Source organism: Pseudomonas sp. AM8 (assembly GCF_036346475.1).
GTDB classification, from domain to species: domain Bacteria; phylum Pseudomonadota; class Gammaproteobacteria; order Pseudomonadales; family Pseudomonadaceae; genus Aquipseudomonas; species Aquipseudomonas marginalis.
In genome coordinates, this window is the sequence record NZ_JAOTNX010000002.1 from 739,062 (window position 1) to 753,391 (window position 14,330).

A 14,330-nucleotide genomic window follows, 5' to 3' on the forward strand; every position below is an offset into this window, starting at 1 on the left:
CCCATGAATCAGTCCGCGCAGGCCCTGGCCACTTATCCTGTCGATGTACCCGTTACCCAGGCGGCAACTGCTGCCGTCAAGCTGCAGGTCGAAGGCATCCATAAACGCTACGGCGAACACGAAGTGCTCAAGGGCGTGTCCCTCAACGCCCGCAATGGCGACGTGATCAGCCTGATCGGCGCCAGCGGCTCGGGCAAAAGCACGATGCTGCGCTGCATCAATTTTCTCGAACAGCCGGACGCCGGCGTCATCACCCTGGACGGCATCAGCATCGAAATGCGCCAGGGCCGCGCCGGCGCCCGTGCTCCGCACCAGGAACAATTGCAGAACCTGCGTACGCGCCTGGCCATGGTGTTCCAGCACTTCAACCTGTGGAGCCACATGACCGTGCTGGAAAACATCACCATAGCCCCGCGCCGGGTGCTGGGGGTAAGTGCCGCCGAAGCGGAAAAACGCGCGCGCACGTACCTCGACAAGGTCGGCCTGCCGGGCCGCGTGGCCGATCAGTACCCGGCGTTCCTGTCCGGCGGCCAGCAACAGCGCGTGGCCATCGCGCGGGCCCTGGCGATGGAGCCGGAAATCATTCTGTTCGATGAACCCACCTCCGCCCTCGACCCCGAACTTGTAGGAGAAGTCCTCAAAGTCATACAGACGTTGGCTGAGGAAGGTCGTACCATGCTGATGGTCACCCACGAAATGGGCTTTGCCCGCCAGGTGTCCAGCCAAGTGCTGTTCCTGCATCAGGGCCGAGTCGAGGAACAAGGCGGCGCCGAGATCCTCGACCACCCCAACAGCGAGCGCTTGCAGCAATTTCTTTCCAACCGTTTGAAGTGAAACCCATGGATACCAAGGCCAACGGACCCCATACCTCCCCTGCGCTGGATCGCATCGATGAGGCGATCATCGAAGTGCTGCGCCACCAGGGGCGTATCACCTATGAAAAGCTCTCGTCACTGGTGCACCTCACCCCCAGGCCCTGCCTGGAGCGGGTGCGCAAGCTGGAGCGACGCGGGGTGATTCGCGGGTACGGCGCGATCATCGATGTACAGATGGTCTCGCCCGGACTGTCGCTGCTGGTGCTGGTGGCCTTGTCCAACCAGAGCGGGCGCTCGGCGCAAAAGGCCTTCGAAGCCTGTATGAAGGCGTGCCCCCAGGTGTTCGAATGCCAGCTGATCAGCGGGCCGTTCGACTACAGCCTGCGCATGCGCTGCCGGGACATGGAGCACTACCGGGTGGTATCGGAGATCTGGCTGAACAATGATGAGTTGCACATCGATAAGTTGGTGGCACATCCGGAGTTGGCGGTGGTGAAAAATACCGCCATCGAACTGGCCTAGATCCTCAAACACTGGAAATCCAATGTGGGAGGGGTTTGCCCCTCCCAGATTTTTAACCGCGCCCGCTTGAAATACGCTTGCCGAGCTTGGTACCAATCATCTTCGCCTGCCCATCCTTCTGCTTCCCCGTACGTGCCTCGCTGATCAACCCCGGGATCAACCTGCCCTCGGGCAGATTCTTCCAGAACCGGCTCGGCAAGTGCCCCTCCATCACCTTGGGGTTCAACCGCGCCGGGTTGAAAATGTGGCTGTAGTACGTCAGCCACATTGCACTGTGGGGATCCTCGACATTCTGCGCCAGCTGCTGCCAGGCCTCAGGGCATTGGCGTTGATGAATCAACTGTTCGCCATCGTAATAAACCCCATCCAACGGCGTGGCGATCATCCAGCGATGGCGCCCCATGCGCCCGACAAAATGCTGGCTGGCGCTCTTGAGAATGTCATGGGCCGGCTCATGCCAGGCCACGTACTCCGGCAACTCGGGCCCTGCCCCTGCCGGCAAGGCGATAAAGCGCACAAACGCATGCAGATGATGGGCCTCGCGGCTGACCTGCTTGATGCGCCGCTGCAGCTCAGTGCCGAGTTTATCCCCCGCCAGCATCGCGGTGCGGTCGCCATGGCTGACGCGCCAGAGCACTTCGTACAACAGGCTCCAACGCTGGTCGCCGTGGTAGCAGGCGGCCGACTCCAGCAACTCCAGCAGCGCCTTGGGAATGCGCGCCTGGAACGGCCCCAAGCCTGCGGGGATCGGCTCATCGGTCGCAAACAGATCCGCCGCCTGCATCTCGCCCCAGCTGACCTGGCTGGGGTCGACCTGATGGCTGAGCAGCCAGCGCGCCTGTTCGCGCCAGGTGCTGAAAAGGTTGTCGCATTCCAGGCTGATCATCCCCACAACCCCATCTGCTGCGGCTGCGGGCGGTCGCGCAGTTGCTCGCGCAGCAGCACGCTGGTGCTGTCCGCCTGTTGCGGGTGGTAGTCACTGGTGATGAAAAACGGCTTGGCCTTGGCCAGCACACAGCGCATGCGCGCCAGGTCTTCAAAGCGGATCTTGCGTTCGCGGCGCAGGTCCACCAGGCGCTGGGTGGTGCGCAGGCCGATCCCTGGGATGCGGGCGATCAAGGTCGGCTCGGCGCGATTCAGGTCCAGGGGGAATACCTCGCGGTGCTCCAGGGCCCAGGCCAGCTTGGGGTCGATGTCCAGGGCCAGGTGGCCGGGGCCTTCGAACAGTTCGTTGGCACTGAAGCCGTAGCTGCGCAGCAGGAAATCCGCCTGGTACAAGCGATGCTCGCGCATCAACGGCGGCGCGGCCAGTGGCACGCTTTTCGGGCTGTTGGGGATGGGGCTGAAGGCCGAGTAATACACGCGGCGCAGCTTGAAGTTGCCATACAGCGCCTCGGCACTGTGGAGGATGGTGCTGTCGTCGGTCTCGTCGGCGCCGACGATCATCTGGGTGCTCTGCCCGGCCGGGGCGAAACGCGGTGCGCGGGGTTCGTTCAGGACCGTCTGCTCGCCGGTGTAGATGGTCTGCATGGCCTGCTTGATCGAGACGATCTGTTTTTCCGGCGCCAGGGTTTGCAGGCTGGCATCGGTGGGCAGTTCGATATTCACGCTGAGGCGGTCGGCATAGCGCCCGGCCTCGGCAATCAGCGCCGGGTCGGCTTCGGGGATGGTCTTGAGGTGGATGTAACCGCGAAAGTCATGCTCTTCGCGCAGCAGTTTGGCCACCCGCACCAACTGCTCCATGGTGTAGTCGGCCGAACGAATGATGCCGGAGCTGAGGAACAGCCCGCTGACGCAGTTGCGCTTGTAGAAATCCAGGGTCAGGGTGACCACCTCCTCCGGGCTGAAGCGTGCACGGGGCACGTCGCTGGAGCGGCGGTTGACGCAGTATTGGCAGTCGTAGAGACAGAAGTTGGTGAGCAACACCTTGAGCAAGGATACGCAGCGACCGTCCGGCGTGTAGCTGTGGCAGATGCCCATGCCATCGGTGGAGCCCAGCCCCGCCTTGCCTTCCGAGCTGCGCTTGGGCGCGCCGCTGCTGGCGCAGGAGGCGTCGTACTTGGCGGCATCGGCGAGGATGCTGAGTTTTTCGATCAACTGCATGGGGGCTTACCGATACTGGTTTTTTGTACAGTATCAGCCGGCCCCCCGTGTCACAAGTACAGCCTGTCAGCTGGCAGTGGCGAGGAGCAGATCCTGTACCGAACGCCCCTTGCCACGGCTACGGTCGTTTTCAAACAGCGACGCCGCAATCTCATCCGCGCGAATCGGCAGTACCGACAGCAACGTATCGCTCAAGCCATGGCTGGCCTGGCTGAAGCCCTGGATGTAGATGCCGGCCTTGCAGCGCTCATCGGTGACGATGCGGTAGTCGCGCGCCACTTCAAAATCACCCAGATACTCCTCCAGCGGCGCCAGCAATGCGCGGTGGGTCTCGCGCTCGTAGCCGGTGGCGAGGATCACCGCGTCGTAATGGTTGACGCTGGTTTCGCCGCTGGCGTTGTTGCGCAGGGCCAGTTCGATGCCCAGGGGGCCGGGGGTGGCCTTCTCGACCACGGTCATGGTGCGGAAGGCCTGGCGGGCGATGCCGGAGACTTTCTGGCGGTAGAAAATCCCGTAGATGCGCTCGATCAGGTCGAGGTCGACCACCGAATAGTTGGTGTTCTGGTACTCGGCGACCAGGCGCTCGCGCTCGGCACCGACTTGCTGGAACACCAGGTCGGTGAAAGCCGGCGAGAACACTTCGTTGACGAACGGGCTGTCATCGGCGGGCTTGAGCGCCGAACCGCGCAGGATCATGTCGACCTGTACCGATGGGAAGCTGTCGTTCAGGTCGATAAAGGCTTCGGCCGCGCTCTGGCCACCACCGATGATGGCGATGCGCATCGCCTTGCCGTCCACGCAAGGCTGGGTGGCCATGCGCTCCAGGTACTGGGAATGGTGGAACACCCGGCTGTCGCCCTTGAGGGCCTTGAAGGTTTCGGGAATGCGCGGGGTGCCGCCGGCGCTGACCACCACCGAACGGGTGGTGCGCACATGCTGCTCGCCCAGGGCATCGCGAGAGATCACGCGCAATGCCTCGACCTGTTGCTGGTGCAGGATCGGCTCGATGGCCAGTACTTCCTCGCCGTAGCGGGCCTGGGCCTGGAACTGCCCCGCGACCCAGCGCAGGTAGTCGTTGTACTCCATGCGGCACGGGTAGAAGGTGCCCAGGTTGATGAAGTCCACCAGGCGGTCGTGGGCTTTCAGGTAATTGACGAAGGAGTACGGGCTGGTGGGGTTGCGCAGGGTCACCAGGTCCTTGAGGAACGAAATCTGCAATTCGCTCTGGGTCACCAGGGTATTGCCGTGCCAGCGGTAATCGGCCTGTTTGTCGAGAAACAGTACGTCCAGTTTGCCCTGGGCCTTTTCGCGCTCCTGCAGGGCGATGGCCAGCGCCAGGTTCGAAGGGCCAAAACCGATACCGATCAGGTCGTGAACCGCGGGCGAAGCAATTGCCTGTGTCATTCCAGTGTCCTCTGGATAAGCCCCTTGGCGGTGGGGCGGGAATACCTTCGAGACCTGCACAACAGGTCATGTGTTGATAGGAAACGAGGACAGTGAAAAAAAATTTAACCGATCGGTGATCAGTGCGCGTCCCACTCGCGCATCCGCACCCGGCAGTGCTTCATGGCGTTGACGATGTGTTTTTCCACCAGAGCGCGGGAAATACCCAGGCGCTCGGCGATTTGCAGGTGGCTCAAGCCCTCGAGTTTGCGCAACAGGAAGCTGTCGCGGCAGGCCGACGGCAGCTCGGCCAGGGCGCGCTCAAGCAAGGCCAGGCGTTGGTCGTAGTCATGAGTGGCATGGGGCGAACAGGCGGCAAAGCGCTCCTCGCTGTCGAGTACCTCCAGGGGTTCGACCTGGCGCAGGGCATTGCGCCGGTGGCCGTCGATCACCAGGTTCAGCGCGGTGCGATACAAAAAGGCACGCGGCTGTTCGATAGGCGTCTCGCTGGAACGTTCCAGCACCCGGACATAAGCGTCATGCACCACATCCTCGGCCACCTGACGGTTGCCCAGCTTGGCGTTGAGGAAACACACCAGCTCGCGATAGTAGTTTTCCAACATGACTCCCGGCCACCGGGTGGCGGCATTAGGTCCTGTAGGAGCGAGCTTGCTCGCGAAGTACGTCAACGATAACGCGGGAAACCAGAGTGAACGCGGCGTCATTGAGCTCTTCGCGAGCAAGCTCGCTCCTACACAAATACAGGCCATTCAGTAATGGCAGTTTGGGTAGGTGCAATTTATAGTAATTCTCATCTACTTTTAAACAAGACTTGCACCTACAGGCCGTTTTTTTTCTCCACAAGACCTGTAACCACTTATGTAACAACCTAAATCCTCGGCCAATTCTCTCGTTTAACTGTCAGCTCTGCGCAACTGCGCTCCGAACTTTCCCGGCTGGAACCTAAGCATGAAACGCCCTCGACCTGCCCGACGCGCCTTGCTCGCTATCGCGTGCCTGATTCCCATCATCGCCGTCGCCGCCTGGCAGGTGTTGCCGCCGGGGCGTGACAACCTGACCACCGTCACCGTCACCCGCGGCACTATCGAAAACAGCGTCACGGCCCTGGGCACCCTGCAACCGCGCCGGTATGTCGACGTGGGCGCCCAGGCGTCCGGGCAGATTCGCAAGATCCACGTTGAAGCCGGCGACCGGGTGCAGGAGGGCCAATTGCTGGTGGAGATCGACCCCTCGACGCAAAAAGCCAAGCTCGATGCCAGCCGCTACGCCATCGAAAACCTCAAGGCCCAGTTGCAGGAGCAAAAGGCCCAGCACGCCCTGGCCCGCCAGAAGTACCAGCGCCAGCAGCGCCTGGCCGCCGGCAACGCCACCCGCGAGGAAGACGTGCAAACCGCCAAGGCCGAACTGAGTGCCACCCAGGCCCGGATGGACATGTTCCAGGCGCAGATTCTCCAGGCCCAGGCCAGCCTGCGCAGCGATGAAGCGGAACTGGGCTATACGCGCATCTACGCACCGATGACCGGCACCGTGGTCGCGGTGGACGCGCGCGTCGGCCAGACCCTCAATGCCCAGCAGCAGACGCCGCTGATCCTGCGGATCGCCAAGTTGTCGCCGATGACCGTGTGGGCGGAAGTCTCGGAAGCCGACATCGGCCACGTCAAACCGGGCATGACCGCCTACTTCACCACCCTCAGCGGCGGCAACCGGCGCTGGACCAGTACCGTGCGGCAGATCCTGCCGATCCCGCCCAAGCCGCTGAATGAAACCCAGGGCAGCGGCAGCCCCAACAGTTCCAGCAAGAGCGGCAGCGGTCGCGTGGTGCTGTACACCGTGCTGCTGGACGTGGACAACAGCGACAACGCGCTGATGGCCGAAATGACCGCCCAGGTATTTTTCGTCGCCAGCCAGGTCAAGGATGTCCTCACCGCACCGGTGGCCGCGCTGCTGGGCACCTCAAGTGCCGACAAGCAGATCGCCCGCGTGGTCGCCACCAACGGCCGCATCGAAGAACGTGAAGTGCACCTGGGCATCAGCGATCGTCTGCGGGTCGAAGTGCTCGACGGCCTGCACGAAGGCGATCATCTGCTGATCGGCCCGGCCGACGGCAACGGGGGTTGAGGTGACCACGCCCCTGATCGAACTCAAGAACATCCGCAAATCCTACGGCGGTGGCGACAGCCCGCAGGTCGACGTGTTGCGCGGCATCGACCTGTCGATCCACGCCGGGGAATTCGTCGCCATCGTCGGGGCTTCCGGTTCCGGCAAGTCCACGTTGATGAATATCCTCGGTTGCCTCGACCGCCCAAGCCTGGGCGAGTACCTGTTCGCGGGGGAAAACGTCGCCCACCTGGACAGCGACGAACTGGCCTGGCTGCGCCGCGAGGCGTTCGGCTTCGTGTTCCAGGGCTACCATTTGATCCCCTCGGGCTCGGCCCAGGAGAACGTCGAGATGCCGGCGATCTACGCCGGCATCAGCGCCGCCGAACGCCATGCCCGCGCCCACGCGCTGCTCACACGCCTGGGCCTGGCCGAGCGCACCGGTAACCGTCCGCACCAGCTGTCCGGCGGTCAGCAACAGCGTGTCTCGATCGCTCGGGCGCTGATGAACGGCGGCCACATCATCCTTGCCGATGAACCCACCGGCGCCCTCGACAGCCACAGCGGCGCCGAGGTGATGAGCCTGCTGGACGAACTGGCCAGCCAGGGCCATGTGGTGATCCTGATCACCCACGACCGTGAAGTGGCGGCGCGGGCCAACCGCATCATCGAGATTCGCGATGGCCTGATCATCAGTGACTCGGCCGATGACGACGCCGCGCCCCCACCCGCCACCCGCGGCGCGCTGCAAGCCGTGGACCTGCGCCAGCGCCTGGCCGACGGCGCCGAACACAATGGCGCCTGGAAGGCCGAACTGCTGGACGCGGTCCAGGCCGCCTGGCGGGTGATGTGGATCAACCGTTTTCGCACCGCGTTGACCCTGCTGGGGATCATCATCGGCGTAGCCTCGGTGGTGGTGATGCTGGCCGTGGGCGAAGGCAGCAAACGCCAGGTCATGGCGCAGATGGGCGCGTTCGGTTCCAACATCCTCTACCTCAGCGGCTCATCGCCCAACCCGCGCACGCCGCTGGGTATCGTCACCCTCAATGACGTCGCGGCGCTGGCGGCGCTGCCCCAGATCAAGCGCATCATGCCGGTCAACGGCACCGAAGCCGGCGTGCGCTATGGCAACGTCGACTACATGGCCTATGTGGGCGGCAATGACACCAATTTCCCGGACATTTTCAACTGGCCGGTGGTCGAGGGCAGTTACTTCACGGCGGCCGACGAGCATGCGGCCGCCACCGTGGCGGTGATCGGCCATCGCGTGCGGGAAAAGCTGTTCAAGGGAGAGGTCGACCCCATCGGCCAGTACATCCTGATCGAAAACGTACCGTTCCAGGTGATCGGCGTGCTGGCGGAGAAAGGCGCCAGCTCCGGCAACAAAGACAGTGATGACCGTATCGCCATCCCCTACACCGCCGCCAGCGTGCGCCTGTTCGGCAGCTACAACCCCGAATACGTGGTGATTGCCGCCGCCGATGCGCGCAAAGTCCACGAGGCCGAAGTGGCCATCGATCAGTTGATGCAAAAGCTGCACAACGGCAAGCGCGACTACGAGCTGACCAACAACGCGGCGATGATCCAGGCCGAGGCGCGCACCCAGAATACCCTGTCGCTGATGCTCGGCTCGATTGCCGCGATTTCCCTGCTGGTAGGCGGCATTGGCGTGATGAACATCATGCTGATGACCGTGCGCGAACGCACCCGCGAGATCGGCATTCGCATGGCCACCGGCGCGCGCCAGCGCGACATCTTGCGCCAGTTCCTGACCGAGGCGGTGATGCTGTCGGTGGTCGGCGGCCTGTGTGGCATTGCCCTGGCCCTGCTGGTGGGTGGCGTGCTGGTGCTGGCCAAGGTGGCGGTGCAGTTCTCCCTGGTGGCGGTGTTTGGCGCATTCGCTTGCGCACTGGTCACCGGCGTCGTATTCGGCTTCATGCCGGCCCGTAAAGCTGCCCGGCTCGATCCGGTTAAGGCGTTGACCAGTGAATAAACGATCCATTCCCCCGTACCTGCCCGCACTTGGCCTGTGCCTGCTGCTCACGGCCTGCGCCGGTGACCCGCCCGCCGTGGACAGCGCTATTGCGCCGCCGGCTGCCTGGCAGTTCGCTGAAAGCGACGCCGCCCAGGCCACTAACCAGCGCTGGTGGACGCAGTTCGGCAGCCCGCAGTTGAACCGCCTGGTCGACCAGGCCCGGCGTGACAGCTTCGACGTGGCCGCCGCCATGGCCCGCGTGCGCCAGGCCCAGGCCACGGCGGTGATTGCCGGGGCGCAACTGTTGCCCGAGGTGAAGTTCAACCTTGCCGCCAGCCACCAGAAGTTGTTGCACGGCACGGGCGGGCCGGACCTTGACGCCTCACAAAGCGATGACGCCGTCGATAATTTCGGCGCCAACTTCACCGCCAGCTACGAAGTGGATTTCTGGGGTGGCCGCGCCGCTGCCCGTGACAGTGCCCTGCACAGTCTGCGCGCCAGCGAGTTCGACCAGGCCACCGTGGAACTGACCTTGCTCAGCAACGTCGCCGACCGCTACGCGCAAACCCTCGCGGCGCGCCAGCGCCAGCAGATCGCCGAGTTGAACCTGACCAATGCGCGTAACGTCCTCGACCTGGTGCAGACCCGTTACGACGCAGGCTCCGCTACGGCCCTGGAACTGGCCCAGCAGAAAAGCCTGGTGGCCAGCCAGCAACGCCAGCTGCCGTTGATTCAACAACTGGCCGAAGAATCCCAGATCACCCTTGCCGCCCTCCTCGGCCAACCGGTCCAGGCCTTGGACCTGGGCGCCGAACCCTTCCAGGAGCTGACCTGGCCAACCATCGGCGCCGGCATGCCCAGCCAGCTGCTCAGCCGCCGGCCGGACATTGCCAAGGCCGAGGCCGAACTGGCGGCAGCCCAGGCGGACGTCACCGTGGCCCGCGCCGCCATGCTGCCGGCCCTGACCCTCGGCGCCACGCTCGGCTCCGATGCCTACAAGGCCGTGGACGTCCTGCGCAGCCCCTACTACACGCTGACGGCCGGCCTGGTCGGGCCGATTTTCAACAACGGCCGTTTAAGCGCCGAGCGCGACAAGGCGCGCGCGCGCCAGGATGAGCTGTTGCAAACCTACCGCGGCGCGATCATCAACGGCTTTGCCGATGTGGAAAAAGCCCTCAGCAGCATCACGCGCCTGGACCAGCAGCGCCACTGGCAAACGGAAGAACTGCAACAGGCCCAAACCGCCTTCCAGATCGCCGAAAGCCGCTACCAGGCGGGTGCCGAGGACTTGCTGACGGTACTGGAAACCCAGCGCACCCTGTATGCCGCCCAGGACTTGAACGTGCAATTGCGACTGTCACGCCTGCAGGCCAGCATTGCGCTGTACAAGGCATTGGGCGGCGGTTGGAAAACCAGCATCTGATAAACGAAACTCCAGTTTCGTACATAAGTCGTCTACCGCCCCTACATTCTTCGACTCAGGTTCCTTGGTAAAAAATGCCGCTATCACACGGCTGCCAGGGAACACTGGATGAATGTTGCAAAATACCTCGCGTGCGGCTGTCTCTGGTTGATGGCAAACCTTGGCCAGGCAGAGCCACTGATCAAACCCACCGCCATTGATTGGCTGCTCGATTGCCCCCTCCCCACCACCGAACGGCTTGACCCCGAGGTGCTGTCGCGCACCCAGTGCGGCATCGTCACCGTACCGCGCAACCATGCCGCCCCCTGGCAAGGCCACCAGCGCCTCTACCTGACCCGTGTCGGCGCCCGCGACCCCCTGAACCGCAAGGGCGTGGTCTTCACCCAGGCCGGCGACACCGCGCAAAAAAACTACGGAAGCACCTTCGCCATTCACCTCGCCAGCCGCTGGGACACGTATTCCACACAAGCCTATCGCACGCTGCTCAACCGCTACGACATGATCGAACTCAGCCCCCGCGACCTCACTCAGGAGCATGGCGTCGAACAGGCCGTACGGGACATGGAGTACGTCCGCGCCCAGTTGGGCGACGCCCAACTGCATTACCTGGGGGACACCATCGCCACGCGCCTGGGCAGCCGCTATGCCGCAGTGTTTCCCGAGCGCGTCGCACGCATGGTGCTGGTCAACGCCGAACACACCATGGCGGGTAGGCTTGGGGTCGAACAACTGCGCCTCAAGGAGCCCGCCAAACCGGACGCTGGCGGCTGTATCAACCGATGGGTGGGTGACTTCCTCGCCTATGGCAAACAGCCGCCACCGTCGACTCGCTGCCTTGACGTGGCAGGCAGGCAGTAGCGCGTCGTTTACGACCTGTTGCCGCCGAAAACGACACCCTGCGTTGACGCTCCGTCGCAATCGTTATTAAGTGCTATTTATCCGCATTAATACGATAAATCGAACCCATGCTGAGTCGCCCGCTACGCCGCAAACGCCAGAAGCTGTCCGACGTGATTGTCGAGTCGGTCAAGCGCTCTATCGTCACCGACGCCTTGAAGCCCGGCGACCGCCTGCCCACCGAGCGTGAGCTGATGGAGAGCTTCCAGTGCTCCAAGGGCTCGGCCCGTGAAGCGCTCAAGGCCCTGGAGGTCGAGGGGCTGGTGAGTACGCGCACCGGCCCCAGCGGCGGTGCGTACCTGAACCAGGCCGGCACTGAACCCGCCAGCCGCGCGCTGCGTAACTACCTGCACTTCCAGCACCTGGACGGCGAGCAGGTGTACCAGTTGCGCAAGGTCATCGAAGTGGAACTGGCGGTGTCGGTGCTCGGGCGCCTGAGTGAGGACGACTACCGGGCATTGCAGGACAACGTGGATTTCTGCAGCGCCCCCGAAGACAGCGAAGCCGGCCAGCGTGAGCAACGCCTGGCGGAACTGGAGTTCCACAATTTGCTGGCCAAGGCCTGCCCCAACCCGTTGCTGAGCTTTATGGCGCAATTTCTCAACGACCTGCTGCGCGACCTGGTGGTACTGAAAAAAGCCTACAAGCCCAAGCGCAAGCAGTTCGACGCGGCCAACCTCGACTATCACAAACAGCTGCTGAACGCCTTTCGCGCCGGGGATGAAGGCGCGGTACGCAGCCTGATGCATGAACATATGTGCGACGCCGAACACCATATGACCGCGCTGGAAGGCCAGGTCAGCCCGCACTTTCTACTGGAGTTCGACCACAACCACTGAAAACACCCCTCCCACAGTTGACTGCATTCACTGCGTTATCCCAATAACAGGCCTGCCCACAGGCCCTGCTCCACCGTATCGCCCTTGCTACTCCTGCCAATAACTAAACCAGGGAGTCACCCCATGCAGCGTCGTACGTTATTGAAAGCCAGTCTTACCGCCGCCGCCGCCCTCAGTCTTCCACTGAGCGTGCGTTCGGCATTCGCCGCCGAGCCCTTTACCTTTTACGGCCTCAAGTCCATGTCCGGCGCCTTTGCCAGCTATGGCAAGTTTGCCGACATGGGTTCGCGCCTGGCGGTGGCACAACACACCGAGCTACTGGGCCGCCCCTTGAACTACAAGGTCATCGACACCGAGGGCAACGCCGGCAAGGCCGTGCGCAAGGTGCAGGAGGCGATCCAGCAGGACGGCGCGCGCTTCTTCCAGGGCTGCACGCTGTCGTCGTCGGCACTCGCGGTGGCCAAGGAAGTCGACAAGGTCGGCGGTGTATTCATGACCCCGGTCGGTGCCGATGAAGTCACCGGCAAAGACTGCAACCACGCCACGTTCCGCTGGTCGGTACCTACCTACGGCGCGATCCGCGAAACCATGGTGCCGCTGATCAAGCTGCTGCCGGATGCCAAGCGCTGGTACACCATCACGCCGCAATATGTGTTCGGCGAAGCGCTGCTCGAAGGCGCCAGAAACGTACTCAAGGAACATGGCCTGGAGCATGTCGGCAACAGCTACCACTCGCTGCAGGAGCAGGAATTCTCCGGCTACCTGACCAACGCCATCTCCACCAAACCCGACGTGCTGGTGTTGCTGAATTTCGGCAGCCAATCGTCCAACACCCTGCGCCAGGCGGTGAACTTCGGCATCAAGGAGCGCATGAAAGTGCTGCTGGTGTGGTCCGCCGGCCTCGACCAGTTCCAGGAACTGGGCAGCGACATCCTCGACGGCGTGTACCTCGGCGCGCAGTACTGGCATCAGGTCGACACCCCGCTCAACCGCGAGCTGGTCAAGCTGACCCAGGCCAAGTACGGCATCAACCCCACCTACCCGTTGGCCGCCGACTACATCAGCACCAAAGTCATGCTCGACACCATCATCGCCACCGCCAGCTTCGACGGGCCGACCGTGGCCAAGGCCATGCAGGGCCTGAGTTTCGAAGGCCCCACCGGCAAGGAGTCGATCCGCGCCGGCGACCACCAGGTGATCAAGGACTACTACCTGCTGGTCGGCAAGGCCGCCGGCGAGATGGCCGACAAGGATGACCTGGCCAAGGTAATCAGCGCCGGCCAGTCCTTCCCGCCGGTGGAAGCCACGGGCTGCACGCTCGCCTGATCCGCTAAAACACCACCGTTGTACACGGCAGGGCCGCCCGGGCGGCCACCTGTTCGAGGGTTTCTGCATGCTTAATCTTTACCTGTTCCAGATACTCAACGGCCTTGGATTGGGAATGATCTACTTCCTGATCGCGGTCGGGCTGACGATCATTTTCGGCCTGCTCAACTTCGTCAACTTCGCCCACGGCGCGTTCTTCCTGCTGGGCGCCTACATCTGCTACACCGCCGTGAGCCTCACCGGCAACTTCTGGCTGGCGCTGTTGATTGCGCCGCTGGTGGTGGCCGCGTTGGCCTGGGTGATCGAGCGGCTGTTGATCCAGCGGATCTATCACTTGCCGCACATGTTCCAGATCCTGGTCACCCTGGGCATCGCACTGATCATCCAGGAAGCCAGCGTAATGATCTGGGGCCCGGTGGGCAAAAGCGTCGCCGTGCCGGAACTGCTGCGCGGCGTGCTGGTGGTGGGTGATTTCGTCTACCCCTACTACCGCCTGTTCCTCATCGTGTTTTCCGGGCTGGTGGGCCTGGGCCTGTGGCTGCTGCTGGAACGCACACGCTTCGGCGCCCTGGTGCGCGCCGGCAGTGAAAGCACCGAGACCGTGTCGCTGCTCGGCACGAATATCTTCCGCCTGTTCTCCATGACCTTCGCCCTCGGCGTGGGCCTGGCCGGCATGGCCGGGGTGCTGTTCGCGCCGTTGCGCGGTGCGCAGCCGTTCGTTGGCCCCGAGATTCTCGGCATCGCCTTCGTGGTGGTGGTGATCGGCGGCATGGGCTCGTTCAGCGGTGCGCTGGTCGGCGGTTTGCTGGTGGGCGTGGTGCAAAGCCTGATGACCACACTCTGGCCCCAAGGCGCGAGCCTGATGATCTACGGCGCCATGGCTGTGGTGATTCTGGTGCGGCCTTACGGCCTGTTTGGGAGAGCCTGAC

Annotated in this window: 13 protein-coding genes; 9 read left to right on the forward strand and 4 right to left on the reverse strand. The window is 63.3% G+C overall.

The genetic code is table 11. The annotated features are described in order from the left end of the window. The first annotated feature begins 3 nt into the window (after positions 1 to 3). Both V3W40_RS08460 and V3W40_RS08465 read left to right on the forward strand, forming a co-directional pair. A complete protein-coding gene (locus V3W40_RS08460) occupies positions 4 to 834 on the forward strand; it encodes an ABC transporter ATP-binding protein (RefSeq protein WP_330214833.1) in 831 nt (276 codons plus the stop codon). A 5-nt stretch (positions 835 to 839) separates the two neighbouring features. Next, positions 840 to 1,337: an Lrp/AsnC family transcriptional regulator gene (locus V3W40_RS08465; RefSeq protein WP_053138651.1), complete on the forward strand. Its 498-nt coding sequence runs from the start codon at positions 840 to 842 to the stop codon at positions 1,335 to 1,337. Between the two features lie 52 nt (positions 1,338 to 1,389). Here V3W40_RS08465 and V3W40_RS08470 read toward each other — a convergent pair whose 3' ends face one another. The 4 genes from V3W40_RS08470 to V3W40_RS08485 form a co-directional block, all read right to left on the reverse strand. Continuing rightward, positions 1,390 to 2,223, reverse strand: coding sequence for a TIGR03915 family putative DNA repair protein (locus V3W40_RS08470; RefSeq protein ID WP_330214834.1), 834 nt, complete (start codon positions 2,221 to 2,223; stop codon positions 1,390 to 1,392). Continuing rightward, on the reverse strand, positions 2,220 to 3,440 hold the full coding sequence (locus V3W40_RS08475; RefSeq protein WP_027606175.1) for a putative DNA modification/repair radical SAM protein: 1,221 nt from the start codon (positions 3,438 to 3,440) through the stop codon (positions 2,220 to 2,222). Before V3W40_RS08475 ends, V3W40_RS08470 begins: the two co-directional genes overlap by 4 nt. Before the next feature lie 66 nt (positions 3,441 to 3,506). Further along, positions 3,507 to 4,844: a lysine N(6)-hydroxylase/L-ornithine N(5)-oxygenase family protein gene (locus V3W40_RS08480; protein WP_065923790.1), complete on the reverse strand. Its 1,338-nt coding sequence runs from the start codon at positions 4,842 to 4,844 to the stop codon at positions 3,507 to 3,509. Positions 4,845 to 4,963: 119 nt separating this feature from the next. After that, complete coding sequence (locus V3W40_RS08485; protein WP_092485653.1) at positions 4,964 to 5,446, reverse strand: sigma-70 family RNA polymerase sigma factor; 483 nt, start codon at positions 5,444 to 5,446, stop codon at positions 4,964 to 4,966. A gap of 346 nt (positions 5,447 to 5,792) precedes the next feature. On the opposite strand from V3W40_RS08485, the gene V3W40_RS08490 reads away from it, so the two are divergent. The 7 genes from V3W40_RS08490 (at position 5,793) to V3W40_RS08520 (ending at position 14,329) form a co-directional block, all read left to right on the forward strand. Continuing rightward, the gene (locus V3W40_RS08490) at positions 5,793 to 6,962 is read left to right on the forward strand and encodes an efflux RND transporter periplasmic adaptor subunit (protein ID WP_065923788.1); all 1,170 of its coding nucleotides are present in this window, start codon (positions 5,793 to 5,795) and stop codon (positions 6,960 to 6,962) included. 1 nt (position 6,963) lies between these two features. Then, positions 6,964 to 8,934 (forward strand): MacB family efflux pump subunit, encoded by a 1,971-nt coding sequence (locus V3W40_RS08495; RefSeq protein WP_330214835.1) that lies wholly within the window; start codon positions 6,964 to 6,966, stop codon positions 8,932 to 8,934. Next, on the forward strand, positions 8,927 to 10,339 hold the full coding sequence (locus V3W40_RS08500) for an efflux transporter outer membrane subunit (RefSeq protein WP_330214836.1): 1,413 nt from the start codon (positions 8,927 to 8,929) through the stop codon (positions 10,337 to 10,339). Before V3W40_RS08495 ends, V3W40_RS08500 begins: the two co-directional genes overlap by 8 nt. Positions 10,340 to 10,447: 108 nt before the next feature. After that, positions 10,448 to 11,197 carry an alpha/beta hydrolase gene (locus V3W40_RS08505; protein WP_315872190.1) on the forward strand — a complete coding sequence of 250 codons (750 nt, stop codon included), beginning with the start codon at positions 10,448 to 10,450 and terminating at the stop codon, positions 11,195 to 11,197. A gap of 107 nt (positions 11,198 to 11,304) precedes the next feature. Continuing rightward, positions 11,305 to 12,075: a FadR/GntR family transcriptional regulator gene (locus tag V3W40_RS08510; RefSeq protein ID WP_065923784.1), complete on the forward strand. Its 771-nt coding sequence runs from the start codon at positions 11,305 to 11,307 to the stop codon at positions 12,073 to 12,075. A gap of 123 nt (positions 12,076 to 12,198) precedes the next feature. Continuing rightward, entirely contained in the window at positions 12,199 to 13,401 is a 1,203-nt protein-coding gene (locus V3W40_RS08515) for an ABC transporter substrate-binding protein (protein ID WP_330214837.1), read from the forward strand. Between the two features lie 67 nt (positions 13,402 to 13,468). Beyond that, positions 13,469 to 14,329, forward strand: a complete 861-nt coding sequence (locus tag V3W40_RS08520) for a branched-chain amino acid ABC transporter permease (protein WP_065923782.1) — start codon at positions 13,469 to 13,471, stop codon at positions 14,327 to 14,329. Position 14,330: the final 1 nt, after the last annotated feature.

Excerpts from the sequence above, each read along its gene's own strand:
- V3W40_RS08460 (WP_330214833.1), top strand. The coding sequence starts at position 4 with ATGAATCAGTCCGCGCAGGCCCTGGCCACTTATCCTGTCGATGTACCC.
- V3W40_RS08465 (WP_053138651.1), top strand. The coding sequence starts at position 840 with ATGGATACCAAGGCCAACGGACCCCATACCTCCCCTGCGCTGGATCGC.
- V3W40_RS08470 (WP_330214834.1), bottom strand. The coding sequence starts at position 2,223 with ATGATCAGCCTGGAATGCGACAACCTTTTCAGCACCTGGCGCGAACAG.
- V3W40_RS08475 (WP_027606175.1), bottom strand. The coding sequence starts at position 3,440 with ATGCAGTTGATCGAAAAACTCAGCATCCTCGCCGATGCCGCCAAGTAC.
- V3W40_RS08480 (WP_065923790.1), bottom strand. The coding sequence starts at position 4,844 with ATGACACAGGCAATTGCTTCGCCCGCGGTTCACGACCTGATCGGTATC.
- V3W40_RS08485 (WP_092485653.1), bottom strand. The coding sequence starts at position 5,446 with ATGTTGGAAAACTACTATCGCGAGCTGGTGTGTTTCCTCAACGCCAAG.
- V3W40_RS08490 (WP_065923788.1), top strand. The coding sequence starts at position 5,793 with ATGAAACGCCCTCGACCTGCCCGACGCGCCTTGCTCGCTATCGCGTGC.
- V3W40_RS08505 (WP_315872190.1), top strand. The coding sequence starts at position 10,448 with ATGAATGTTGCAAAATACCTCGCGTGCGGCTGTCTCTGGTTGATGGCA.
- V3W40_RS08510 (WP_065923784.1), top strand. The coding sequence starts at position 11,305 with ATGCTGAGTCGCCCGCTACGCCGCAAACGCCAGAAGCTGTCCGACGTG.
- V3W40_RS08515 (WP_330214837.1), top strand. The coding sequence starts at position 12,199 with ATGCAGCGTCGTACGTTATTGAAAGCCAGTCTTACCGCCGCCGCCGCC.
- V3W40_RS08520 (WP_065923782.1), top strand. The coding sequence starts at position 13,469 with ATGCTTAATCTTTACCTGTTCCAGATACTCAACGGCCTTGGATTGGGA.